Genomic DNA, 23,515 nt, shown 5'->3' on the forward strand with positions numbered 1-23,515 from the left:
GCTTCCCTTCCGATTCAAGCACGGCGGCCCGTTCCGGGCATCCGGGCGGGGAATGCGAGCGGGCTTATTGTGGAGCGCGACAAACATTTCTGTGCCGGTCCACAAAATGCGCGGGAAAACGGGGCTCGTTTCCGGGCGAGGGAAATCCGCGCGGGCGGCCGCTCCCGGGCGCGGGTACGATCCCGGACGTGGCCGACCGGGAGGAAAGCGCTGTGCGGACCGCCGCCTTGACCGAGCTCGTCGCCTGGGCCCGCGAACGGCTGCCCCGGCTGATCGACGACGTCTGCGCGGCGAGCTGCGAGCGGATCGGGATGTACCGGGACGAGAAGATCGTCCCGCGCGCCGACCTGCGCCGCTCGGTCGCGGTGAACCTGGGGTTCATGGTCGACGCGCTCGGCGGCGGGCAGGCCCCGGACCAGCGCGCGCCCAAGGAGACCGGCCGGCGACGGGCGCACCAGGGCGCGCCGCTGCCCGAGGTGCTGCAGGTGTACCGGATCGCCTGCGCGATGCTGTGGGACCTGCTGGTGGGCCGCGCCCGCGAAACCGGGGGCACCGACGTGCTGATCGACGTCGCGAGCCTGTTGTGGCAGGTCACCGACGAGCACGCGGTCCGGGTGACCGAGGCGTACCGGGCGGCGAGCGCGGAACTGCTGGTCGCCCAGCAGCGGCGGCGCTCGGCGCTGGCCGAAGTGCTGCTGACCGGCGCGCGCGGGTCCGATTCCGGGCCGTGGGAGGCGGGACGGCTGCTCGGCCTGTCGCTGGACGGCAAGCTGACCGTGGTCGCCGCCGAGACGCGCGGGCTGGCCGAAGAAAGCCTGGTCGGCGTCGAGCGGCGGCTCGGGAAGCTCGGCATCGTGTCGGCGTGGCATCTCTCGCCGACGCTGCAAGCCGGCGTGGTGTCGCTGCGCGAGGAGCAGTACGACGCGATGCTCGGCCTGCTCCGGGAGCTGGCGCTGGCCCGCACCGGGGTCAGCCCGCTGTTCCGCTCGCTGACCGAAACCCCGCGCGCGGTCCACCTGGCGCGGACCGCGCTGTCCGGCATCCCGCCCGAGCGGGGCGAGGTCCGCGCGTTCGACCCGAGCCCGCTGGCCGCGTTCGTCGCCTACGACCCGGACGAGGGCCGCAGGCTGGGCGAGCAGGTCTTCGGGGCGGTGCTGGAACTGCCCGCCGAGGAACGCGACGTGCTGCTGGAGACGCTGGACGCGTACTTCGCGCACGGCGGCTCTTCCGAACGCGCGGGGCAGGTCCTGCACTGCCACGCCAACACCGTCCGGTACCGGCTGCGCCGGATCCGGGAACTCACCGACCGGACGCTGACCGATCCGCGGGACGTGGCCGAGCTGGTCACGGCGATGCAGGCGCTGCGGGTCGATTCAGCGCGCGCTATCGATTCTTTGGGGAGCTGACGATGTCTGAAGAGTGGTACTACAACACGCGCACGAACGAGGTCGAGCGCGGCCGCCAAGCACGCGGCGTCGACCGGCTGGGCCCGTACCCGGACGAGGCCACCGCCCGGCGGGCGCTGGAGCTGGCACGCGAACGCACGAAGGCCGAAGACCAGGCTGACGCGGAGTGGAACGACCCGCAGTGACCGAACCGGATTTCCGCGGCGCCTCGACGGTCGGCGAAGCGATGCTCCGGGTGCCGAAGGTGCTCGACGCGTCGGCGACGGTCGGCGAGGTGCGCGGGCTCTTCGAAGACGATCATGTGCATGCCGCGCTGGTCGTTTCCGGGGGAACACTGCTGAGCGTCGTGGAACGGCCGGATCTGGACGGGCTGCCGGACTCGCTCGCGGCCTGCCGGGCGGGCCGGTTGACCGGCCGGGTGGTCGCTCCGGAGGCGGACCTGTACGCGACCTGGCTGGAGATGTCCCGGCGCAGGCTGGCGGTCGTGGACGAGAGCGGCCGGTTGCTCGGCTTGCTGTGCTTGAAGCGCAGCGGTCGCGGATTCTGCTCGGACGCCGACGTGGCGGCCCGGGCGCAAGACCGGGAGAGCGGGTGCCGGGGCGGCCCGTCGCGGACCGCCCCGGCGAGCGTCAGCGCCAGTCCACTTTGAACACCCACGCGTGCTTCCCCGCCGCACGCGCCGCCGCCGGAACGTCGATCACCAGACGGCCGTCGCTCTGACTCCAGTGCAGCGGCCCGCCGTAGCCGAGCATGCTCACGCGGTCGCCCTGGCGGATCGGCACCGGGGCGTCGACCACGAGCTGTGAGCCGGGCGCGACGAGCGACATGAGGTAAAACGCCGAACCGGGCCGCACGGTGAACCGCAGGTCGCCGAGCTGGGCCAGGCGCGACCAGTACGTGGTGCCGTAGATCGCTTCGCCGTTGGTCCGCAGCCAGGCCCCGGTCTCGCGCAGCCGCTGCTGCATCACCGCCGGGATGGCGCCGTCGAAATCGGGGCCGATGTCCAGCAGGAAGTTGCCGTTCTTCGACACCACGTCGACCAGCGTGTGCACCACGTCCTCGGTGGTCATGTACTTGTCGTCCGGCGTCGCGCGGTTGTAGCCGTAGGAGAACGGGTCCAGGCCCCGGCTCGACTCCCACTTCGCGACGACGGTGTTCGGGTATGTCGTGTACTCCGGTGTGGTGAAGTCGTGGTCCGGGATGCCGCCGCGGTCGTTGTACGTGACGTCCTTGGGCCGCCGCCGGTTCTTGGCCCGGTTGAAGTATTCCGTGAGCACTTCGCGGCTGTCGTTCACGCCGCCGATGTCGAACCACAGCACGTCCGGATCGAAGCCGGAGACCAGCTCCAGCACCTGCGGCGCCTGAAGGTCCTTCACGAAATCGCGTCCGGCGGTGTAGCCGGTGTAGGGCAGCGGCGCGCCGGTGTACGGATTGCGCGGCGCGTGGCCCATCCACGGATTGTCCGGGTTGAACCATTCGGGCAGCGAGAAATACAGGCCGTTGCGCAGACCCGGCGTGTACTTGCGCGAGGCGGCGAACAGGTCGGCGACGAGGTCGCGGCGCGGGCCGAGCTTTTTCGCGTTGCGGCCGCTGACTTTCGTGTCCCACAAAGCGAAACCGTCGTGATGCTTGGACGTGAGCACGTAGTACTGCGCACCCGCGTCCTCGATCAGCTGCACCCAGGAACGCGGATCGAACCGGGCGGCGGTGAACTTCGGGATGAAGTCGTCGTAGCCGAACGATTCGCCGTAAGTCTTGGCGTGATATGCGTATGTGGGGCCGTTGGGATCCTGCTGGTTGTTCCAGTACCACTCGGCGTACTGCTGCCCGACCGGAGCCCACGCTGGCACTGAGTACACGCCCCAGTGGATGAAGATCCCGAATTTGGCGTCGCAGAACCAATACGGCGCGCGGTGCGTGGACAGGGACGCGTCGGCCGGCCGGAAATCCGGGATGCCGAGCGGCACCGGCAAGGTCCGGGTGGCGATCGTCGACCGGTCGGCGAGCACGCGGATCCGGCCGGCCGCCGGGGTTCCGGCGGGCAGGCCGCGGTCGGCGGTGAGGCCGAGCCGCACCGTGGTCTGCTCGCCCGGTGCGAGGCGGGGGATCGGCGCGGGCGTGCGCACCCGGCCGCCCGGGACGTCGAGCGTGACAGTGATCCGGTCGCGCGTTTCCAGCCAGACGGTGCCGGTGTTGACGATCGTCGCCTCGACTGCCTGCGGACCGCCGTCCTGCAGCAGGTTCGCGGTCGCCCGGGCATCGAGGACCGTCGCCGAACGGCCTTGCGCGACCGGTTGCAGCGTCAAGGCGAACACGTGCAGGCTCGCCACATTCGCCGCCGGTGGGGCGGTCTTGGGCAGGGTCAGCGCGACCGCTTCGCGCGCCGGATCGATCCACACCTGTGCGGTGCCGATCGACACCGGGTTCTGGTCGGTGACGCCGCCCGGGCCGTAGCGGAAGGCCGAGGCCACGGCGCCGCCGGAGCCGTACCAGTCGGAGCCGGACAGGGCGGCGGTGCTGGTGCTGCCGTCGGCGTAGTGGACGGTCGCGTCGCCTCCGGTGCTGCCGTAACTGCACGCGACCAGGAACGCGGCTCCGAAGTACCGGCCTTTCGGCAGATCGATGCGCTGGCCGAGCGCGATGACGTTGTTCTTCGCCCCGGCGGCCGCCGAGCCGAGCAGATACGGCACGCCGCCCGCGGTGACCGTGCTGCCCGCCGGGATCTGCTCCGCCGGGAAGGTGTAGCCGGAGCCGTCGAAGTTCCCGTCGTGCGCGTTCGCGGAGTCGATGCCGTCGTTGTCGAACCAGCTTTCGAGGGGGACGGGCACCGGCGGTGGCGGCGGCACGACGGGGGTGCCGGCGCCGTCCGCGACCACGGGCTGCGCGGGCCCGCCCGCGGCGGTCGCGGTGCCCGGCAGTCCGAGCAGCACCGCGCCGCCGAGTGCCATGCCGAGCGCGTGCCGACGAGGATAGGTCGTCATGGAACCTCCACAGTGAAGTCCAGTGATCCGATGCCTGGTGCGGAATTTCTCGATCATCAGCGGAATCGAGGCAAGCGAGTGGCCGATACATCTGATGAATCATCGTCGGCGTGCACTGGGGTGCTGTCAAGGAGATCCCGCTCAGCGGAGCACCGCGAAAAAGCCGACCACCGCAGCGGTGATCGGCTTTTCGCGAGCGAGGGTCAGGACCGCAGCCAGACCGCCGTGTCCGTCGGCAGTTCGGCGGTCGCCGGGTCGCTGGCCAGCAGGATTTCCGCGTGCGGTGGCAGCGGGATCGGGGCGCCGGAGAAGTTGAGCACGAACGTGAACCCGGGTCCTCGGCGGAAAGCCAGCACGTCGTCACCGAGCGACAGCCACTCCAGCTCCCCGGCGAGTTCCGCCCGCAGCCGCAGCCCCGCGCGGTAAAGGCTGAGCATCGACGCCGGGTCCGCCGCCTGCGCTTCCGCCGTGTACGCCCGCCATTCCGCGGGCTGCGGCAGCCACGCGCCGCCGGGGCCGAAACCGAACGGCGGTGCGTCGCCGGACCACGGCAGCGGCACCCGGCAGCCGTCGCGGCCGGGGTCAGTGCCGTCCGTGCGTGCCCACACCGGGTCCTGCCGCAGCTCGGCGGGAATGTCCTCGACCTCCCACAGCCCCAGCTCTTCGCCCTGGTAGACGTACATCCCGCCGGGCAGCGCCATGGTCAGCAACGCCGCCGCGCGGGCGCGGCGGGTGCCCAGCACCAGGTCCACCGAGCTGCCGTGCAGCCGGTCCGCGAAGGAAAACCCGGTGTCGCCCGATCGCCCGTACCGCGTGACATGCCGGGTGACATCGTGGTTCGACAGGACCCAGGCGGGCGGCGCGCCGACGGCGTCGTGCGCTCGCAGCGTCCGCTCGATGACCTCCCGCAAGCGCGCGGAATCCCACGGGCAGACCAGGAAATCGAAGTTGAACGCCGAATGCAGCTCGTCGCGGCGCAGGTACCGCGCGGTCCGGGACATGTCCGGCAGCCACATCTCGCCGACCAGCACGCGTTCGCCCGGGTAGCTGTCGGCGATCTTGCGCCACGACCGGTAGATCTCGTGCAGCCCCTCCTGGTCGGAGAACGGCGTCTCGTCGCCCGCCTCGACGTCCGGCAGCCGCGCGTCCTTCACCAGCCCGTCGGCGACGTCGATGCGGAAGCCGTCCGCGCCGCGGTCGAACCAGAACCGCAGGATGTCCTCGAACTCCGCGCGGACGTCCTGGTCGTCCCAGTTGAAATCCGGCTGCCGCGAGCTGTAGAGGTGCAGATACCACTCGCCGTCCGGCACCCGGGTCCAGGCGGGCCCGCCGAAGCGCGACTTCCAGTTGTTCGGCGGTTCGGCGCCGTCCGGACCGCGGCCAGGACGGAACCAGAACCGTTGCCGCTCGGCCGAACCCGGACCGGCGGCGAGCGCTTCCCGGAACCAGCGGTGTTCGTCGGAACAGTGGTTCGGCACGATGTCGATGATCACCCGCAGGCCGCGCCCGTGCGCCTCGGCGATCAGCGCCTCGGCCTCGGCGAGCGAGCCGAAAAGCGGGTCCACGTCGCGGAAATCGGCGACGTCGTAGCCGCCGTCGTCCATCGGCGACGGGTACCACGGGGTGAACCAGAGCGTGTCGACGCCGAGTGCGGCCAGGTGGTCGAGCCGCGCGCGGACGCCGGCGAGATCGCCGATGCCGTCGCCGTTGCCGTCGGCGAAACTGCGGACGTAGATCTGGTAGATCGCCGCGGTGCGCCACCAGCTGTCTTGTCTTCGCGATGCGGTCACGGAAAAACCCTCCTCGTGGTGGGGGAAAGCCAGAAGTACGACCGGTTCAGCCCTTGAGCCCGCCCGCGGCGAGCCCGGAGAGGATCTGCCGCTGGAACACCAGGAACAGCGCCACCATCGGCAGGCTGGCGAGCACCATCCCGGCGGTGAGCACGTTGAGCGGCATGTCGATGGCTACCCGCTGCAGCATCACCGAAAGCGTCTGCTTGCCGCTGTCCGGGAACACCAGCAGGGGCCAGATGAAGTCCTTCCACGCGGTGACCACCGCGAGGATCGACACCACGGCCAGGATCGGCCGCGAAATCGGCAGCACGATCCGCCACAGCGTGCGCACCGGGCCGGCCCCGTCGAGCCGCGCGGCTTCGATCAGCTCGTCCGGGATCCGGTCGAAGAACCGTTTCAGCACATAGACGTTGAACGCGTTCGCGGCGGCGGGCAGCCAGACCGCGGCGGGGGAGTCGATCAGGTTCAGGTGCAGCAACGGCAGATCGGTGATGGTGACGTAGGTCGGCACCAGCAGCGCGGCCGCGGGCAGCATCAGGGTGGCGAGCATGATCCCGAGGACGGCGTTGCCGAACTTCGGCCGCAGCTTCGACAGCGCGAAGGCGGCGGGGACGTCGATGGCCATCTGCGCCAGCCACGCCCCGCCAGCGACGACCAGGGTGTTGAGGAAGTACTTGCCGAGGTCCAGCTGGTCCCAGGCCTCGCCGAAGGTCTCCGGATGCCATTCGTGCGGGACGAGCGTCGCCGGCGTCTGCGCCAGTTCCTGCGGCGTCTTCATCGCCCCGGTCACCGCCCAGTACAGCGGGAACAGGAAGGCGAGCACGAAAACCAGGAGTGTGCAGGCGAAAACGACGCCGTAGACCACCTTGCCGCGGCGGCTGCGCAGCGCCCCGGGCGAGACGAGAGTCCTCATGCCTGGTCCGCCTTCCTGGTCAGCCGGACGTACAGCGCCGAGAACACGCCGAGCGCCAGGAACAGCAGCAGGCTCATCGCGCTCGCCGAGCCGAAGTCGTTGTAGACGAAGGCGTAGCGGTAGAGCAGCAGGAGCACGGTCACCGTCGAATCGTCCGGGCCGCCGCCGGTCATCACGTACGGTTCGGTGAACACCTGCATGGTCGCGACGATCTGCAGCAGCAGGAGCATCAGCAGCACGAACCGGGTCTGCGGGAACGTCACGTGCCGCAGCCGCTTCCACATCCCGGCCCCGTCGAGTTCCGCGGCCTCGTACAGTTCGCCGGGAATCGTTCCCAGCGCGGCCAGGTAGATCAGCGTGGTGCTGCCCATGTTCGCCCACGTCGAGACGAACACCAGCGACAGCATCGCGGTGCCGCTCGAATCGAGCCACTGCGGGCCGGACAGGCCCACCGCGCCGAGCGCGGAGTTGAACAGGCCGGAACCCGGGTCGTAGAACCACTTCCACATCAGCGCGGTCACCACCGGCGGCAGCATCACCGGCAGGTACACCGCGAGCCGGAAGAACGCACGGGCGTGCCGCATCTCGTTGAGCAGCACTGCGGTCAAAAACGGCACCGCGAAGCCGAAAACCAGCGCGAGACCGGTGAACAGCAGAGTGTTCCGCCAGGCGACGCCGAACAGCGGGTCCGCGAACAGCCGGGCGAAGTTGTCGAGGCCGACCCAGGCGGGCGGGTTGACGAAGTCGACTTGCTGGAAGCTGAGCAGCACCCCGCGCACGATCGGGTACCAGGAGAACATCGCGAACACCACCAGCGCGGCGCAGAGCAGGCCGTACGCGGTGAGGTTCTCCTTGAGCTTGCGGCGCAGCCGGGCCCGGCGACGGGCGGCGGGGGAGGCGGCCGGCCGCCTGGCCGGCGACGAGGACGTCGCGGGCCAGGCGAGCAGGCTACTTGACCTGGGCGAGGACACTGGTGACCTTCGCCGAGGCAGTCGACAGCTGCTGGTCGATATTCGCGTTCCGATCGGTGAGCACCGCCTGCATCACGCTGTCCAGGATCGCGTAGACCTGCTGCGCGTTCGGCGGTTCGACGCTGCCCTTGATCCTGCTCGTGGAGTCCACATAGGACTGGTAGTTCTGCGCGGGAACGTTGGCGTACTTGGCTTTCAATGCCAGCTGCTGGTCGCGCACCGCGCCCTGCCAGACGTCGGGGGTCGGCTCGGCCGGGAGCCCGACCGGCTGCTTGCCGTCGACGTACTGCTTGATGTGCTTCTCGAACCGGTCCGGGTTGAGATACTTCCACTGGATCCATTCGAGGCCCGCCTTGATCTTCTCCGGCGACGCCTTCGGGTTGATCATGTAGCCCTCGCCGCCGAGCAGCGTGCCCTTGCCGTCCGGCATCCCGGCGATGCCGTAGTCCTCGTACTTGCCGTTGAACTGCTTGACGAGCACGGGAACGTTGTCCGGCGCGGCCATGTACATGCCGAGCTGGCCCGCGCCCATCATCCGCTGCACGTCCTGGGCCTCCAGCAATTGCTTGCTGCCCATGGAATCGTCGGTCCAGCGCAGATCGTGGAGCAGGTTGAGCGCGGCTCTGCCTTTCTCGTTGTCGAAATCGGCGACCCATTTGCCGCCGTCCTTGCGCGCGACGGAGCCGCCCATCGAAGCGAGCCAGCCGGTGAGGTGCCAGCCGCCCTGGTTGTTCTTGCTGTAGTCGGCGTATCCGACGATTCCGTTGCCCAGCGCGGAAATCTTCTTCGCGGCCGCACGCACCTCGTCCCAGGTCCGCGGCGGCTTGTCGGGGTCGAGCCCGGCTTTCCTGAACAGCGGACGGCTGTAGAGCAGGCCCATCGTGTAGTTCATCGTCGGCAGGCCGTAAAGCTTGCCGTCGGGTCCGCGGAAGTTGTCGAGCAATTCCGGTTTGAGATCATTGACGTGCGGCACTTTCCTGGCCGCTTCGGTGATGTCCGCGGCCTGGTGGCGGGCGATGATCTGCGCGGGATCGGTGAAATAGACGTAGTAGACGTCCTCGAGCTGCCCGCCCGCCAGCTTCGCGCCGAACGTCTTCGGGTCCATGAACCCTTCGTGCGGCTCGATCTTGATGTTCGGGTGCGCCGCCTCGAATTCCTTGACGTCGGCGTCGAACACGCCCCGTTCGAACGGCTGGCTCGTCGGCGGCTGGCCGGTGACGGTGATCGTGACCTTGCCCCCGGCGGAGCTCCCCGGATCGCCGCCGCCCCCGCAGGCGGTTGTGCCCAGGACCAGGCCCGCCGCGGCGAGCAGGGCGAACGTCCGGCGGGGAACGGCGGGGGACCAGGGTCTGCTCATCTCAAGCCTCATCTCGCAGGGGAGCACAGCAGGTGACGGCGGTCACTCTAAGGGCGAGAGGGGCGAGTGTGCAAGAAGTGGACGAGAGAGCGCAAAAAAATAACAGGGACTGGGTGTCGTGAGTGTTTGTGCCGGTTCTCACCCGGCCCAAACACTCACGAGGTCCGGCGAGCAGTGGAGCCGCGCACCACCAGTTCCGGCGCGAACAGCAGCTCCTCCACCGCGACCTCGCCGCCGTTGATGCGCTTCACCAGCAGTTCGACCACAGCGCGGCCCATCGCCTCGATCGGCTGGCGCGTCGTCGTCAGCGGCGGGTCGGTGCAGTTCATCAGTGCGGAGTCGTCGTAGCCGACCACTGAAATGTCGCCCGGCACGGACAGGCCCTGCCGCCGCGCGGCGCGGATCGCGCCCAGTGCCAGCGGATCGCTCGCGCACAGCACCGCCGTGGCGCCGCGCGGGTACAGCCGCGCCGCCGCGGCGTGCCCGCCTTCGATGGAGAACATCCCGTGCTCCACCAGTTCGTCCAGCACCGGGAGCCCGAGTTTCGCGGCGTGCTCCCGGAACGCCTCGAGCTTGCGCTTCGACGGCACGTGGTCGTTCGGCCCGAGCACCAGGCCGATCTTCTCGTGGCCGAGGGAACTCAAGTGCCCGACTGCCTGCTCGACCGCCACCGCGTCGTCGCACGAGACCTGCGGCAGCCCGAGGTGGTCGACCGCCGCGTTGATCAGCACCGTCGGCAGCCGGCGTTCGGCCAGGTGGTGGTAGTGCGTGTGCACGGCGTCGGCCTGCGCGTACATCCCGCCGGCGAACACCACGCCGGACACCTGCTGCTGCAGCAGCATCTCGACGTACTCCGCCTCCGAGACCCCGCCCGCGGTCCGCGTGCACAGCACCGGCGTGAAGCCCTGCTGGGCGAGCGCGTTGCCCATGACCTCGGCCAGCGCCGGGAAAATCGGGTTCTGCAGCTCCGGCAGCACCAGCCCGACGAGCCGGGCCCGCTCGCCGCGCAACTGTGTCGGCCGCTCGTAGCCCAGCACGTCCAGTGCGGTGAGCACGGCGGCCCGGGTGCTCGCGGACACCCCGGCCTTGCCGTTGAGCACCCGGCTGACGGTGGCTTCGCTGACCCCGACCTGGCGGGCGACTTCGGCAAGGCGTCGTGTCATGAGTGAAAGTTACCGCAAACCAGCGCAAGTTTCCGACGAAGCGCGCGTTGTGCTTGCTCTCGCGGCGAAAGCGCTGGTCGAGCAGGGCGCTGATCGCTCGGCGGCGTTGACTTCGCAGCGGCATTCGGCTGTAATTCTTGAACGAATCAGTGAAAATAGCTGACAAGCTCCCGGGCAGCTGCGGAAAGCATCTGCCCAGCCTCAACGAAGAGGTGCCATGTCGACTGCTCCGCGCTGTTCTCGTGCGCCCCCGGACCCGGTTTCCCCGGTCCGCTCCCTGGTCCCTGCCGTCCCGCGCCACGCGGGGCGCTTCCGTTCGAGTCGTCTCCCTCCTCCTTGGATCAGAGGAAACCCATGAGAACGAAGCGACTGCTCGCGCGCGCCGCGACCGCCGCCCTGTCCCTGCTCCTGACCGCGCCCGCCTGGTCGGCGAGCGCCGCGCCGGCCCCCGCTGCCCAGCCGGCCGTCCGGCCCGCCGCCCAAGCCGCCACCGCGACCTACACCGCCAGCAGCCAGCTCTCCGGCTATCCCGTCGCCAACGTGGGCGACGGCAACCAGGCCACCTATTGGGAAAGCACGAACAACCAGTTCCCGCAATGGATTCAGGCTGATCTCGGCGCCGCGACGAACGTCGCCCAGCTCGTGCTCAAACTGCCCGCGAACTGGGAAGCCCGCACCGAAACCTTCGCAGTGCAGGGCAGCGCGAACGGCGCGAGCTTCAGCGACCTCGTGCCGTCGGCCGGCTATCGGTTCGACCCGGCGACCGGGAACACGGTCACCGTGAACCTCGCCGGCAGCACCCGCTACGTGCGGCTGAACATCACCGCCAACACCGGCTGGCCCGCCGCGCAACTGTCCGAGTTCGAGGTCCACGGCCCGGCGGGCGGCGACACGCAGCCGCCGTCCGCGCCCGGCAACCTCGCCTACACCGAGCCCGCGAGCGGCCAGATCCGGCTGACCTGGTCGGCCTCCGCGGACAACACCGGCGTCACCGGCTACGACGTGTATGCCAACGGCCAGCTCCGCGGCAGCGTCGCCGGGGACGTGCTGACCTACACCGACAACCAGCCGGCCAGCGCGAGCGTCGCGTATTACGTGCGGGCTCGCGACGCGGCGGGCAACCAGTCGGCGAACAGCGCCACCGTGACCCGCAACGGCACCCAGAGCGGCACGAATCTCGCGCTGCACAAGCCGATCACCGCGTCGTCGACCCAGCAGACGTATGTCGCGGCCAACGCCAACGACGATTCGGCGACCACGTACTGGGAGGGCAGCGGGGCGTATCCGAACCTGCTGACCGTGGGGCTCGGCTCGCACGCCGACCTCGACAGCGTCGTCGTGAAGCTCAACCCGGACCCGGCGTGGAGCACGCGGACGCAGACAATCGCCGTCGAGGGCCGCGACCAGGACGCGACCGACTTCACCACGCTGGCGCCCGCGCAGGCGTACCGGTTCGACCCCGCGAGCGGCAACCTCGTGACCATCCCGGTCAGCGGCCGGGCCAGCGACGTCCGCCTGCGCTTCACCGCCAACTCCGGTGCGGGCGGCGGTCAGGCCGCGGAATTCCAGGTCTTCGGCGTGCCAGCGCCGAACCCGGACCTGACGGTCTCGGACGTGTCCTGGACGCCGCAGAAACCGGTGGAGACCGACGCGATCACCGCGTCGGCGACCGTGCGCAACGCCGGTACGGCCGCCTCGGGCGCGACCGACGTGAACCTGTACCTGGGCAAGACGAAGGTCGGCACGGCGGCGGTCGGCGCGCTGGCGGCCGGAGCGTCCGCAACGGTGTCCGCGAACATCGGCACCCGCGACGCGGGCAGCTACGACGTGACCGCGAAGGTCGACGAAGCCAATACGGTCGTCGAACAGAACGAGGACAACAACTCCTACACCAGTTCGACGCCGCTGGTCGTCAGCCTCGTGCAGAGTTCCGACCTCGTCGCGGCCACCGCGTGGTCGCCGAACAATCCGGCGGCGGGCAACACGGTGACCTTCACCGCGACTCTGCGCAACCAGGGCACGGTCGCCTCGGCGGACGGTGCCCACGACGTCACGGTCACGATCGCCGACCAGAACGGCACAGTCGTCAAGACGCTGAACGGTTCCTCCGCCGGAGTCATCGCACCCGGGGCCACCGCTTCGGTGACTCTTGGCAACTGGACCGCAGCGAACGGGCGATACACGGTCAAGACGGTCGTCGCGAACGATGCCAACGAGCTGCCTGCCAAGCAGGGCAACAACATCAGCACGCAATCGCTGTTCGTCGGCCGCGGCGCCAACATGCCGTACGACATGTACGAAGCCGAGGACGGTGTCGTCGCGGGCGGTGCGACAGTGATCGGTCCGAACCGAACGATCGGTGATCTCGCCGGGGAGGCGTCGGGCCGCAAAGCGGTGACGCTGAACGCGACCGGCTCGTCGGTCGAGTTCACCACCCGCGCGGCGACAAACACGCTCGTCACCCGGTTCTCGATGCCGGACGCCGCGGGCGGCGGCGGGCAGAACTCGACGCTCAATGTGTACGTCGACGGCACGTTCCTCAAAGCCATCGACCTGACCTCGCATTACGCGTGGCTCTACGGCGCTGAAGCCTCACCGGGCAATTCGCCGGGCGCGGGTCCGGCGCGGCACATCTACGACGAGGCCAGCACGCTGCTCGGCACGACGGTCCCCGCCGGGCACAAGATCAAACTGCAGAAGGACGCCGCGAACAGTGCGAACTACGCGATCGACTTCGTGAACTTCGAACTGGCCGCCGCGACGGCGAACCCGGATCCGGCGCACTACGCGGTCCCGGCCGGGTTCAGCCAGCAGGACGTGCAGGCCGCGCTGGACAAGGTCCGCCAGGACCCGAACCTCACCGGCGTCTACCTTCCGGCCGGGCAGTACCCGATGACCGGCAAGGTCACCGTGTACGGCAAACCGGTCACGGTGCTCGGCGCCGGGCCGTGGTTCACCAGGTTCACCGCGCCCGCCGGGCAGGAGAACACCGACATCGGCTTCGACGCGCAAGCCAGCGCGAGCGGGTCGGCCTTCAGCGGGTTCGCCGTGTTCGGGAACTACACCTCGCGCATCGACGGCCCGGGCAAGGTCTTCAACTTCACCGGCGTCACGAACATGACCATCGACAACATCTGGGTGGAGCACCAGATGTGCCTGCTCTGGGCGACCGATGTGGACAACTCCACGGTGCGGAACTCCCGCATCCGCGACACGTTCGCCGACGGCGTCAACTTCACCAACGGCAGCACCGGCAACCACGTCACCAACAACGAGGCCCGGTCCACCGGCGACGACAGCTTCGCGTTGTTCGCCGCCACCGACATCAATCAGGGCAACCAGTACGACAATGTGTTCGAGAACCTGACCGTGCTGCTCCCGTGGCGCGCGGCGGGCATCGCGGTGTACGGCGGGTACAACAACACCTTCCGGAACCTCTACATCGCGGACACGCTGACGTACTCCGGGATCACGCTCAGTTCGCTCGACTTCGGTTATCCGTTCCTCGGGTTCGGGCCGCAGCCGACGACCGTCCAGAACGCCACGCTCGTCCGCACCGGCGGCCATTTCTGGGGCAAGCAGACGTTCCCGGCGATCTGGCTGTTCTCCGCGTCGAAGGAGTTCCGCGGCATCCGGGTGTCCGATGCGGACATCCAAAGCCCGACCTACAGCGGCATCATGTTCCAGACCAAATACACCGGCAGCCAGCCGGAAAATCCGGTCCAGGACACGGTGCTGACGAACGTGTCGATCAGCGGGGCGCACCGCAGCGGCGACGAGTTCGACGCCAAGTCCGGGATCGGGATCTGGGCCAATGAGCTGCCCGAGCCCGGCCAGGGCCCGGCGGTCGGCTCGGCGACGTTCACCGGGCTCACCTTGAGCGACAACGACCAGGACATCCGGAACACGACGTCCACGTTCACGATCACCCGCAATTGAGCGCGCGGGTGCCCGCCCGGCTTTCCCGGCGGGCACCCGCCCATACTCCGCAAGAACGGAAGACGCTATGACACGTATGCGGTTGTCCCGTCTCGTCGCCGGTTTCCTCGCCGCAGGGCTTTTCGCGGCAGGGCTCACCTCCGCCGCCGCGGCCGGTGGTCCCTCGCCTGGTCCGGCTCCGAACGCTGCCGATGTGCCGTTGACGCGCACGGTCTCGGCGAGCAGCGTGCAGCCCGGCTATCCCGTCGCCAACGCCTTCGACGGCAACCAAGCCACCTACTGGGAATCGGCCAACAACGCGTTCCCGCAATGGATCCAAGCTGACCTCGGCTCCACCAAGCCGCTCTCGCGGATCGTGCTGAAACTGCCTGCCACCTGGGAGTCCCGCACGCAGACGCTCACCGTGCGCGGCAGCACCGACGGCACGTCGTTCACCGACCTCGTCCGATCGACCGGGTACCCGTTCAGCTCCGGCACGGTCACGATCCCGCTGACCGCGTCCGCCCGTTACGTACGCCTGGACGTCACCGCGAACACGCAGTGGCCCGCCGCGCAGCTCTCGGAGTTCGAGCTGTACGGGCCGGACACCGGAGACACGCAGGCCCCGACCGCGCCCGCGAACGTCGCGTTGACCGAACCCGCCTCCGGGCAGGTCAAACTGACCTGGTCGCCGTCCGCCGATGACGTCGGTGTCACCGGCTACACGGTCTACCGCGACGGCACGCCCGTCACCACGGTTACCGGCACCGCCTTCACCGAGAACCGGCCGGCGGGCACGCGGATCGAATACTTCGTGCGCGCCAAGGACGCGGCCGGCAACGAGTCCGCCGACAGCAACCACGTCGTCCGGGCCGGGACGCAGACCGGACAGAACCTCGCCGCGGGCAAGCCGATCGAGGCTTCCTCGACGGTCGGCGCGTTCGCGGCCGCCAACGCGAATGACAACAACACTGGTACTTACTGGGAGTCTTCCGCAGGCTACCCGAACACCCTGACAGCAAAGCTCGGCGCCGACGCCGACCTTTCGTCCGTCGTCGTGAAGCTCAACCCGGACCCGATCTGGGGCGCGCGGACGCAGAACTTCGAGATCCTCGGCCGCGCCCAGGGCGCAGGGGAATTCACTACGCTGTCCGCACGAGCCGACTACCGCTTCGACCCGGCGGCCAACCAGAACATCGTGACGATCCCAGTCACCGGCCGCGCCTCGGACGTGCAGCTGCGGTTCTTCGCCAACTCCGGCGCACCGGGCGGCCAAGCGGCGGAATTCCAGGTCTTCGGCACACCCGCGCCGAATCCGGACCTGGTCGTCACAGACACGACGTGGACCCCGTCGAACCCGACGGAAAGCAGCGACCTCGCCGTGTCGGCGACCGTGCGAAACGCAGGCTCCGCCGCTGCCCCTGCGACGACGGTCAACGTCAGCCTCGACGGCGCCGTCGTCGGATCTGCACCGGTCGGCGCACTCGCTGCGGGAGCGTCCAGCACAGCGATTGTGCAGGCGGGCAAACGACCCCAAGGCACCTACCGCGTGGCCGCCACCGTCGACCCGGCGAACACGGTGATCGAGCAGGACGACACCAACAACACGTTCACCTCGCCGACGCCGCTGGTGATCGCACCGGCACCGGGACCGGACCTCGAGGTCACCGGCATCACGTCGAACCCGCCGAACCCCGCCGTCGGCGCGCCAGTCTCGTTCACCGTCGCCGTGCACAACCGCGGCACGTCCGGCGCGGGTGTCTCGGTGACCCGGCTGACCGCCGGCGAAACCACTCTGAACGCCGACACTCCCGCGATCGCGGCCGGGGCCACGGCGAATGTCGCGATTCCTGGCACCTGGACCGCCGCGAACGCGAACCTCACCGCGACTGCCGACGCGACCGGCACAGTCGAGGAAACCAACGAAGCCAACAACACGCTCTCCCGGGCGATGGCGGTCGGCCGAGGCGCAGCGCTGCCGTACGTCGAGTACGAAGCGGAAGCCGCGCAGTACCAAGGCCAACTGCTGGAGACCGACCCGCTGCGGACGTTCGGGCACACGAACTTCGCGACCGAATCGTCCGGCCGGAAGTCCGTGCGGCTGGCGAACCAGGGCCAGTACGTGGAATTCACCTCGACGAACCAGGCGAACTCGATCGTGGTCCGCGACTCGATCCCGGACGCGCCCGGCGGCGGGGGACAGGACGCGACGATCAGCCTGTACGTCAACGGCGCCTTCGTGCAGAAGCTGAACCTGTCGTCCCAGCACAGCTGGCTCTACGGCACCACCGACGACCCCGAAGGCCTGACGAACACTCCCGGAGCCGACGCACGGCGCCTGTTCGACGAATCGCACGCGTTGCTCGCGCAGTCCTACCCCGCGGGCACGAAGTTCAAGCTGCAACGCGACAACGGCGACACCGCGGCGTACTACGTCATCGACCTGATCGACCTCGAACAAGTCGCACCGGCCCTGCCGAAACCGCCGGAATGCACGTCGATCACCGACTACGGCGCCGTGCCCGACGACGGGATCGACGACTCCGAGGCGATCCAGCGCGCGGTCACCGACGACCAGAACGGCGTGATCAGCTGCGTCTGGATCCCGCCGGGCCAGTGGCGGCAGGAACGCAAGATCCTGACCGACGACCCGAACGTGCCCAACGGCGGCGGGCAGTACAACCAGATCGGCATCTCGAACGCGACGATCCGCGGCGCCGGGATGTGGTATTCGCAGCTGTACTCGCTGATCCAGCCGCAGGACGCGGGCGGCATCAACCATCCGCACGAGGGCAACTTCGGCTTCGACATCGACAAGAACGTCCAGATCTCGGACCTCGCGATCTTCGGCTCCGGCCGCATCCGCGGCGGCGACGGAGGCGCGGAAGGCGGCGTCGGACTGAACGGCCGGTTCGGCGCCGGCACGAAGATCTCGAACGTGTGGATCGAGCACGCGAACGTCGGGGTGTGGGTCGGCCGGGACTACAGCAACATCCCGGCGCTGTGGGGCCCGGCAGACGGCCTGGAGTTCAGCGGCATGCGGATCCGCGACACCTACGCCGACGGCATCAACTTCGCCAACGGCACCCGGAACTCGCGGGTGGTGAACTCGTCGTTCCGTACCACCGGCGACGATTCGCTCGCGGTGTGGGCGAACCAGTACGTGAAGGATCCGTCCGTGGACATCGCGCACGACAACGTGTTCCGCAACAACACGATCCAGTTGCCGTGGCGCGCGAACGGAATCGCGGTCTACGGCGGGTACGGGAACAAAATCGAGAACAACCTGGTCTCCGACACGATGAACTACCCGGGCATCATGCTGGCGACCGACCACGACCCGCTGCCGTTCTCCGGGCAGACGCTGATCGCGAACAACGCCCTGTACCGCTGCGGCGGCGTCTTCTGGGGCGAACAGCAGAAATTCGGCGCGATCACGTTCTTCGCCCAGGGCAAGGACATCCCCGGCATCGTGCTGCGGGACACGGAAATCCACGATTCGACCTACGACGGAATCCAATTCAAAACCGGCGGCGGCGCGATGCCGGACGCGACGATCAGCAATGTGCAGATCGACAAATCGAACAACGGCGCGGGCATCCTCGCGATGAGCGGCGCCCGCGGCGGCGCGACGCTGTCGAACGTGACGATCACGAACTCGTCGACGGGCGACATCGTCCGCGAGCCGGGTTCGCAGTTCACGATCACCGGCGGACCAGTCCCGGCGGTCGCCGCGCGCAGCCGCCGCGGAATGCGATAGGGGAGCGGTCCGGCGCCGGGGCGGGTGATCGCTCCGGCACCGGACCGACACCGTGCGTGAAGATTCCGGGTTTCCCGAAAGACAGGCCGGTACCGTGTCGAAATCCCTCGACCAGGTTCGTACCTCGAGGTGAACGTCCCGCCCGAGAAGAAGGAGAACCCGATGAAGACCGGCGAACTCGACGAGAAATTCACCGCGACCCTGCGCAAGAGCCCGGCCAAAGGCGGCCACACGTACCTGGTCTGGCCCGGCTCCGCGGAGTTCTTCGGCACCCGCGGCCTGGTGAAGGTCCGCGGCACCGTCGACGGCGAACCGTTCCGGAGCTCCTTCATGGCGCTGGGCGACGGCACCCACAAACTCCCGGTCAGCGCCTCGCTCCGGAAAGCGATCGGCAAGGAGGCCGGGGACACGTTGACGGTCGTCCTGCTGGAGCGCCTGGCCCGCTGAGCGTGCTGTTGGGCTTTTCGGGTGGTCGTCGCGGATCCCGGGAAACGCCGCGCCGTCTTTCCCGCGTCATCCCTTGAGAGGCGAGAAAACGTGCACCGAGCTCAGGGGGAGACATGGGAATTCTCAGCGGCCGTGCGGAACTGCCGATCACGGAGGCCGAAGCGCCCAAGGGATACGCGCGTCCGGCGGAAGCGGCGGGCCAGGGTTTTGATCCGCACCAGCGGTGGAGCAGGCTCGTCGGCGGAGGCAACGGAATCGTCTACGGCGTGCAGGCGGACGGTTCCCTTTACTGGTACCGGCACCGCGGCTGGGCCACCGCGGCCTTCGACTGGAGCAACGGCTCCGGGCTGTTGATCGGGTCCGGCTGGCAGGACTTCGTCACCGTGCTCGCCGATCTGAACGGCGTCCTGTACGGCGTGCGCGGGGACGGGACGGTGCTGTACTACCAGCGTCTCGTGTCCAATCCGGACACCGGGGACGGGACCTGGGCCAACAACGGCACCGGGGTCGTCGTCGGGACCGGATTCAACGCCTTCCCGCGGATTTTCGGCGGACCGGGCGGCGTCATCTGGTGCGTGGACGCCAACGGAATCCTGTACCGGTCACGGCGGATCAACGGCACTTTCGAAACGCCCCAGCCGCTCGGCGACGGATTTAATGTCGCGCGGTATCTGTTTTCCGACACCGCGAATGTCATCTACGCGGTCAGCGGCACCGGCGCGCTCACCTGGTTCCGCTACCGCGACGGCAGCGGATGGGCGAACGGCGGGCAGCCCATCGCGATCGGCGACAACGACTGGTTCGAGCTGTTCCGCCGGGACCTGTTCGCGGGAGGCGGCAACGGCGCCGTCTACCTCATCCGGATCGACCACTCGACGGTGCCGGGCGACGACGGCGATCTCGTCGAACTGCGGCTCACCAACCACGAAACGGTCGACACCGACGGCGGGCCGCGCTGGATCAACAACGGGACCGGCGCCGTCGTCGGCCAAGGCTTCACGGTCGAACGGAGTGCCGGGTTGCAGGGGTATCCGCAGCGGCAGAGCGTGCCCGCCGGCGGCCGGGTGTCCATCGCGCTGTCGACGGCGTTCAGCTCGGTCACTGCACAGCTCGTGCGGGTCGCGCCCGGCGGGGACACGCCGGAGGCAGTCACCGGGACGACCACCGTGGCCGGCGGCCTGCAGATGGTGGCCGCGAACTACCGGTCCGCCGGATGCGGCTGGGCCGAACGCTACGCCGTCGACATCCCCGCGACCTGGCCCTCCGGGGTGTATGCCGCGCGGCTGACCGGCCGGTTCGGGCGGGTGCAGCACATCCCGTTCGTGGTGCGGCCCGCGGCGCCCGCGCAGGACATCGCCGTGGTGCTGCCGACCAACACCTACCACGCGTACAACGGCTGGAGCGGCCACGACCAGTATTCCGAGGGCCAGGCCGGCGTCCGGCGCACGATTTCGTTCCTGCGGCCCAGCTACACCTGGCTGATCGCGCCGAAAGGGCAGTACGACGTGGAGCTGTACAGCGATCTGGAACTGCTGCGCTGGCTGAGCGCCGAGCAGATCGGGTTCGACTGCTACACCGACCGCGACCTGCACACCGGCGGCTGGCTTTCGGACTACAGCGCCGTCGTGCTCGGTTCGCATCCGGAGTACTTCTCGATGGCCATGCGCGCCAACCTGGCGGACTACCTCGCGGCCGGGGGCAGCGTGATCGCCACCGGAGCCAACCAGATCTACGAACGCGCGGAGTTCAACACCGACGGCACCGCCCTGACCTTCCGTGCCGCCGACGGCAGCCGCGATCTGTTCCTCGACCACTACAACCTGCCGGAGTCGCAACTGCTCGGAGTGAATTTCGAGTACGACGGCTGGATGACCTTCGCGCCGTACCGCGTGCTGCGCGACCATCCGTTCCTGTCCGGGACCGCCCTGGCCGTCGGCGGCGCGTTCGGCGCGCACGGCCGCAACGGAGCCGCGAGCGCCTGGGAGTTCGACACCCTCCAGGGCCTCGACGGCGAGGTACGGCCGAACGAGGTCATCGCACAGGGCACGAACCCGACCGACCGCGCGGGCGCGGCGATGGTGTGCAAGGAGCTGCCCGGCGGCGGGTTCGTGTTCAGCGCGTCGTCGATGACGTTCAACGGAGCGATCCGGGTCGACCCGGTGGTGCGGCGGCTGCTGCGGAACGTGTTCGACCGGGCACTGTCCAGTCCCGCGCCGGCGAGTCCGGACCGCGCGGCGGCCGCCGGGGAATGAGACGGGGTAGTTGAACGTTTGACGATGCGTGAAGAACATTGGCTTCCTGTCGTTCGGCCACTGGTCGCCGAGCCCGCACTCCGAGACCCGGTCGGCCGCCGACTTCCTGCACCAGTCGATCGACCTCGCGGTCGCGGCCGAGGAACTGGGCGTCGACGGCGCGTACTTCCGCGTGCACCACTTCGCGCGGCAGGCGGGCAGCCCGTTCCCGCTGCTCGCGGCCATCGGCGCGCGGACGTCGAAGATCGAGATCGGCACCGGCGTGATCGACATGCGCTACGAGAACCCGCTGTACATGGTCGAGGACGCCGGCGCTGCCGACCTCATCTCGCGGGGCAGGCTCCAGCTCGGCGTCAGCCGGGGGTCCCCCGAGCAGGTGATCGACGGCTGGCGGTACTTCGGCTACGCCCCCGCGGAGGGCGAGACCGACGCGGACATGGCCCGCGACCGCGTCGAGGTCTTCCTGAAGCTCCTCGAAGGCGAGGGTTTCGCGAAACCGAACCCGCGGCCGATGTTCGCCAACCCGCCGGGCCTGCTCCGGCTCGAACCGCACTCCGAGGGCCTGCGCGACCGCATCTGGTGGGGCTCGGGCTCGAACGCGACGGCCGTCTGGGCGGCGAAACTCGGCATGAACCTGCAGAGTTCCACGCTCAAGGACGACGAGACGGGCGAGCCGCTGCACGTCCAGCAGCGCAAGCAGATCGAGGCCTACCGCGAGGCGTGGAAGGAAGCGGGCCACGAGCGCGAGCCGAGGGTGTCGGTCAGCCGCAGCGTTTTCGCGCTGACCAACGACCTGGACCGCGCGTACTTCGGCGGCGACCGCAACTCGCGCGACCAGATCGGCATGATCGACGAGAACACCCGGGCGATCTTCGGCCGTTCGTACGCCGCCGAGCCGGACGAACTGGTGCGGGAACTGAAGGAGGACGAAGCGGTGCAGGCCGCGGACACCTTGCTGCTGACCGTGCCGAACCAGCTGGGCGTCGACTACAACGCGCACGTGCTGGAGAGCATCCTGACCCACGTCGCCCCGGAGCTGGGCTGGCGCTGATCGGACTCTGGACGAGGGGACGGCGGCTGGAATCGGCCGCCGTCCCCTCGTTCTGTTCCGGCCGCAGATCCTGGGAAAACCGCGTAAGGCGTCGTCGCCTGGAATGCTTTTTCGCGGCGCGCCAATAAAGCGTTTTTCTCGCCGCGGCGCCGTGTCAACACTTTCGAACCGGTAATGGCTCGAAAGGAGGAGAACGGCGTTCTCCGGTGTTTTTTCCTGTTCCGTTCCGTGCGGTCGCTCCTAGGCTCGCCGCATGACCATTCCTTCCGAACCCATCGGCAGCATCCCGCGTTCGCCCGAATTGCTCGGCGCTCTCGCCGCGCGCGAAAGCGGGCAGCTCGGCGACGCGGCCTTCGCCTCCGTTCTCGACCGGGCCGTGCGCGAGACCATCGAAACGCAAGCGAGCCTGGGCGCGACCGTGGTCACCGACGGCGAGCAGCGCAAACCCAGCTTCGTCACCTACCCGATCGCGGGCTCGGGGAACCTTTCCGCGGACGGCGTCGTCATCCCGTTCGCCGACGGCCACCAGCGGCAGCTGCCCTGTCTGACTTCCGGGCCGTTCCGCTACCAGGAGCACGCCGAGCGCTATGTGCGGGCCGCCCGGCAGTGCACGAACCTGCCGGTGAAACAAGCGGTGATCGCGCCTTCCGCGCTGTCGCTGCTTTACCCGGCGTCCGGGATCGACGGCTATTCGCGCGAGAATTTCCTCGACGACCTTGCCGACGGGGCCGAGGCCGATATCCGGGGCTGCCTGGACGCGGGCGCGCACGTCGTCCAGCTGGATTTCACCGAGGGGCGCCTGTCGCTCAAGCTCGATCCCAGCGGCCAGGTGCTGCGCGATTTCGTCGCGCTGAACAACCGGGTCCTGGAGAGGTTCAGCGAATCCGAGCGGGCGCGGATCGGCGTCCACACCTGCCCCGGCGGCGATCTCGACTCGACGCACAGCCTCGACGTCGACTACGCCGACCTGCTGCCGGCGCTGTTCCGGCACACCGTCGGCAATTTCTATCTCCAGCTGGCCGGCGAGCCCGATCCGGACCGGGTCCTGCGCGTCATCGCGGACCAGCTCCGGCCGGGAATCCGGGTGTTCGTCGGGGTAATCGACCCGATCGATCCGCAGGTGGAGACGGCCGAAGAGGTGCGCGACCGGGTGCTGCGCGCCGCCCGCTGCCTCCCGGCGGAGCAGCTGGGGACTTGCGACGACTGCGGGTTTTCCCCGTTCGCGGACGACCAGTCGACCTCGCGGCGGACGGCCTTCGCCAAGATTCGCGCGCGGCTGGAAGGCACTGCGCTCGCGGCGGACCAGCTCGGGGTCGGGTTTCCGGCTGCCCGCAACGGCCAGGATGCGCACCAGGCCGCCGCTGTCGACTGAATATCGCGTGGCGCAAGGGAAATCCGCCGGGCGGTGACTACGCACGGTGTTTTTCCGTGCCTGGATCGGGGCAAGCGGGGGCACGACCGGGGCGGCGGCCGTGACCCGCGGCCGAGTGCGCGCGGCGAACC

Annotated in this window: 16 protein-coding genes; 10 read left to right on the forward strand and 6 right to left on the reverse strand. The window is 69.0% G+C overall.

Going from position 1 to position 23,515, the window contains the following annotated elements:
• Window positions 1-188: 188 nt before the first annotated feature.
• The 3 genes from H4281_RS34525 to H4281_RS34535 are packed head-to-tail and all read left to right on the forward strand — an operon-like array spanning window position 189 to window position 2,055.
• The gene (locus H4281_RS34525) at window positions 189-1,406 is read left to right on the forward strand and encodes a PucR family transcriptional regulator (protein WP_182895057.1); all 1,218 of its coding nucleotides are present in this window, start codon (window positions 189-191) and stop codon (window positions 1,404-1,406) included.
• Window positions 1,407-1,408: 2 nt separating this feature from the next.
• Window positions 1,409-1,591 (forward strand): hypothetical protein, encoded by a 183-nt coding sequence (locus tag H4281_RS34530; protein WP_182895058.1) that lies wholly within the window; start codon window positions 1,409-1,411, stop codon window positions 1,589-1,591.
• Window positions 1,573-2,055, forward strand: coding sequence for a CBS domain-containing protein (locus H4281_RS34535; RefSeq protein ID WP_182895059.1), 483 nt, complete (start codon window positions 1,573-1,575; stop codon window positions 2,053-2,055). The genes H4281_RS34530 and H4281_RS34535 overlap by 19 nt, the downstream gene beginning before the upstream one ends.
• Here H4281_RS34535 and H4281_RS34540 read toward each other — a convergent pair.
• From H4281_RS34540 to H4281_RS34565, 6 genes are all read right to left on the reverse strand, one after another.
• Entirely contained in the window at window positions 2,036-4,387 is a 2,352-nt protein-coding gene (locus tag H4281_RS34540; RefSeq protein WP_182895060.1) for an alpha-L-fucosidase, read from the reverse strand. The two genes, H4281_RS34535 and H4281_RS34540, sit on opposite strands and share 20 nt — an antisense overlap.
• Before the next feature lie 203 nt (window positions 4,388-4,590).
• The gene (locus H4281_RS34545) at window positions 4,591-6,177 is read right to left on the reverse strand and encodes a glycoside hydrolase family 13 protein (RefSeq protein ID WP_182895061.1); all 1,587 of its coding nucleotides are present in this window, start codon (window positions 6,175-6,177) and stop codon (window positions 4,591-4,593) included.
• Between the two features lie 46 nt (window positions 6,178-6,223).
• Window positions 6,224-7,093 carry a carbohydrate ABC transporter permease gene (locus H4281_RS34550; RefSeq protein ID WP_182895062.1) on the reverse strand — a complete coding sequence of 290 codons (870 nt, stop codon included), beginning with the start codon at window positions 7,091-7,093 and terminating at the stop codon, window positions 6,224-6,226.
• Entirely contained in the window at window positions 7,090-8,064 is a 975-nt protein-coding gene (locus tag H4281_RS34555; RefSeq protein ID WP_182895063.1) for a carbohydrate ABC transporter permease, read from the reverse strand. Before H4281_RS34555 ends, H4281_RS34550 begins: the two co-directional genes overlap by 4 nt.
• Window positions 8,042-9,421 carry an ABC transporter substrate-binding protein gene (locus tag H4281_RS34560; RefSeq protein ID WP_182895064.1) on the reverse strand — a complete coding sequence of 460 codons (1,380 nt, stop codon included), beginning with the start codon at window positions 9,419-9,421 and terminating at the stop codon, window positions 8,042-8,044. Before H4281_RS34560 ends, H4281_RS34555 begins: the two co-directional genes overlap by 23 nt.
• A 155-nt stretch (window positions 9,422-9,576) precedes the next feature.
• A complete protein-coding gene (locus H4281_RS34565) occupies window positions 9,577-10,584 on the reverse strand; it encodes a LacI family DNA-binding transcriptional regulator (RefSeq protein WP_182895065.1) in 1,008 nt (335 codons plus the stop codon).
• Between H4281_RS34565 and H4281_RS34570 the strand changes: the two genes are divergently transcribed.
• The 7 genes from H4281_RS34570 (at window position 10,583) to H4281_RS34600 (ending at window position 23,384) form a co-directional block, all read left to right on the forward strand.
• Entirely contained in the window at window positions 10,583-10,747 is a 165-nt protein-coding gene (locus H4281_RS34570) for a hypothetical protein (RefSeq protein WP_182895066.1), read from the forward strand. The genes H4281_RS34565 and H4281_RS34570 overlap by 2 nt on opposite strands.
• A 191-nt stretch (window positions 10,748-10,938) precedes the next feature.
• Entirely contained in the window at window positions 10,939-14,523 is a 3,585-nt protein-coding gene (locus H4281_RS34575; RefSeq protein ID WP_182895067.1) for a discoidin domain-containing protein, read from the forward strand.
• A 67-nt stretch (window positions 14,524-14,590) separates the two neighbouring features.
• A complete protein-coding gene (locus H4281_RS34580; RefSeq protein ID WP_182895068.1) occupies window positions 14,591-18,262 on the forward strand; it encodes a CARDB domain-containing protein in 3,672 nt (1,223 codons plus the stop codon).
• Between the two features lie 162 nt (window positions 18,263-18,424).
• Window positions 18,425-18,709: a DUF1905 domain-containing protein gene (locus H4281_RS34585; protein ID WP_182895069.1), complete on the forward strand. Its 285-nt coding sequence runs from the start codon at window positions 18,425-18,427 to the stop codon at window positions 18,707-18,709.
• Window positions 18,710-18,822: 113 nt separating this feature from the next.
• Window positions 18,823-20,961: a N,N-dimethylformamidase beta subunit family domain-containing protein gene (locus H4281_RS34590; protein ID WP_182895070.1), complete on the forward strand. Its 2,139-nt coding sequence runs from the start codon at window positions 18,823-18,825 to the stop codon at window positions 20,959-20,961.
• Between the two features lie 28 nt (window positions 20,962-20,989).
• Window positions 20,990-22,012 carry an LLM class flavin-dependent oxidoreductase gene (locus H4281_RS34595; RefSeq protein ID WP_182895071.1) on the forward strand — a complete coding sequence of 341 codons (1,023 nt, stop codon included), beginning with the start codon at window positions 20,990-20,992 and terminating at the stop codon, window positions 22,010-22,012.
• A 253-nt stretch (window positions 22,013-22,265) separates the two neighbouring features.
• Entirely contained in the window at window positions 22,266-23,384 is a 1,119-nt protein-coding gene (locus H4281_RS34600; protein ID WP_182895072.1) for a cobalamin-independent methionine synthase II family protein, read from the forward strand.
• Window positions 23,385-23,515 lie beyond the last annotated feature (131 nt).

It is taken from the genome of Amycolatopsis dendrobii, from assembly GCF_014145675.1.
GTDB classification, from domain to species: Bacteria; Actinomycetota; Actinomycetes; order Mycobacteriales; family Pseudonocardiaceae; genus Amycolatopsis; species Amycolatopsis dendrobii.

Bases quoted from the DNA above. Each gene is read 5' to 3' on its own strand.
- H4281_RS34530 (WP_182895058.1), top strand. From the start codon at position 1,409: ATGTCTGAAGAGTGGTACTACAACACGCGCACGAACGAGGTCGAGCGC.
- H4281_RS34540 (WP_182895060.1), bottom strand. From the start codon at position 4,387: ATGACGACCTATCCTCGTCGGCACGCGCTCGGCATGGCACTCGGCGGC.
- H4281_RS34550 (WP_182895062.1), bottom strand. From the start codon at position 7,093: ATGAGGACTCTCGTCTCGCCCGGGGCGCTGCGCAGCCGCCGCGGCAAG.
- H4281_RS34560 (WP_182895064.1), bottom strand. From the start codon at position 9,421: ATGAGCAGACCCTGGTCCCCCGCCGTTCCCCGCCGGACGTTCGCCCTG.
- H4281_RS34570 (WP_182895066.1), top strand. From the start codon at position 10,583: ATGAGTGAAAGTTACCGCAAACCAGCGCAAGTTTCCGACGAAGCGCGC.
- H4281_RS34565 (WP_182895065.1), bottom strand. From the start codon at position 10,584: ATGACACGACGCCTTGCCGAAGTCGCCCGCCAGGTCGGGGTCAGCGAA.
- H4281_RS34575 (WP_182895067.1), top strand. From the start codon at position 10,939: ATGAGAACGAAGCGACTGCTCGCGCGCGCCGCGACCGCCGCCCTGTCC.
- H4281_RS34580 (WP_182895068.1), top strand. From the start codon at position 14,591: ATGACACGTATGCGGTTGTCCCGTCTCGTCGCCGGTTTCCTCGCCGCA.
- H4281_RS34585 (WP_182895069.1), top strand. From the start codon at position 18,425: ATGAAGACCGGCGAACTCGACGAGAAATTCACCGCGACCCTGCGCAAG.
- H4281_RS34590 (WP_182895070.1), top strand. From the start codon at position 18,823: ATGGGAATTCTCAGCGGCCGTGCGGAACTGCCGATCACGGAGGCCGAA.
- H4281_RS34600 (WP_182895072.1), top strand. From the start codon at position 22,266: ATGACCATTCCTTCCGAACCCATCGGCAGCATCCCGCGTTCGCCCGAA.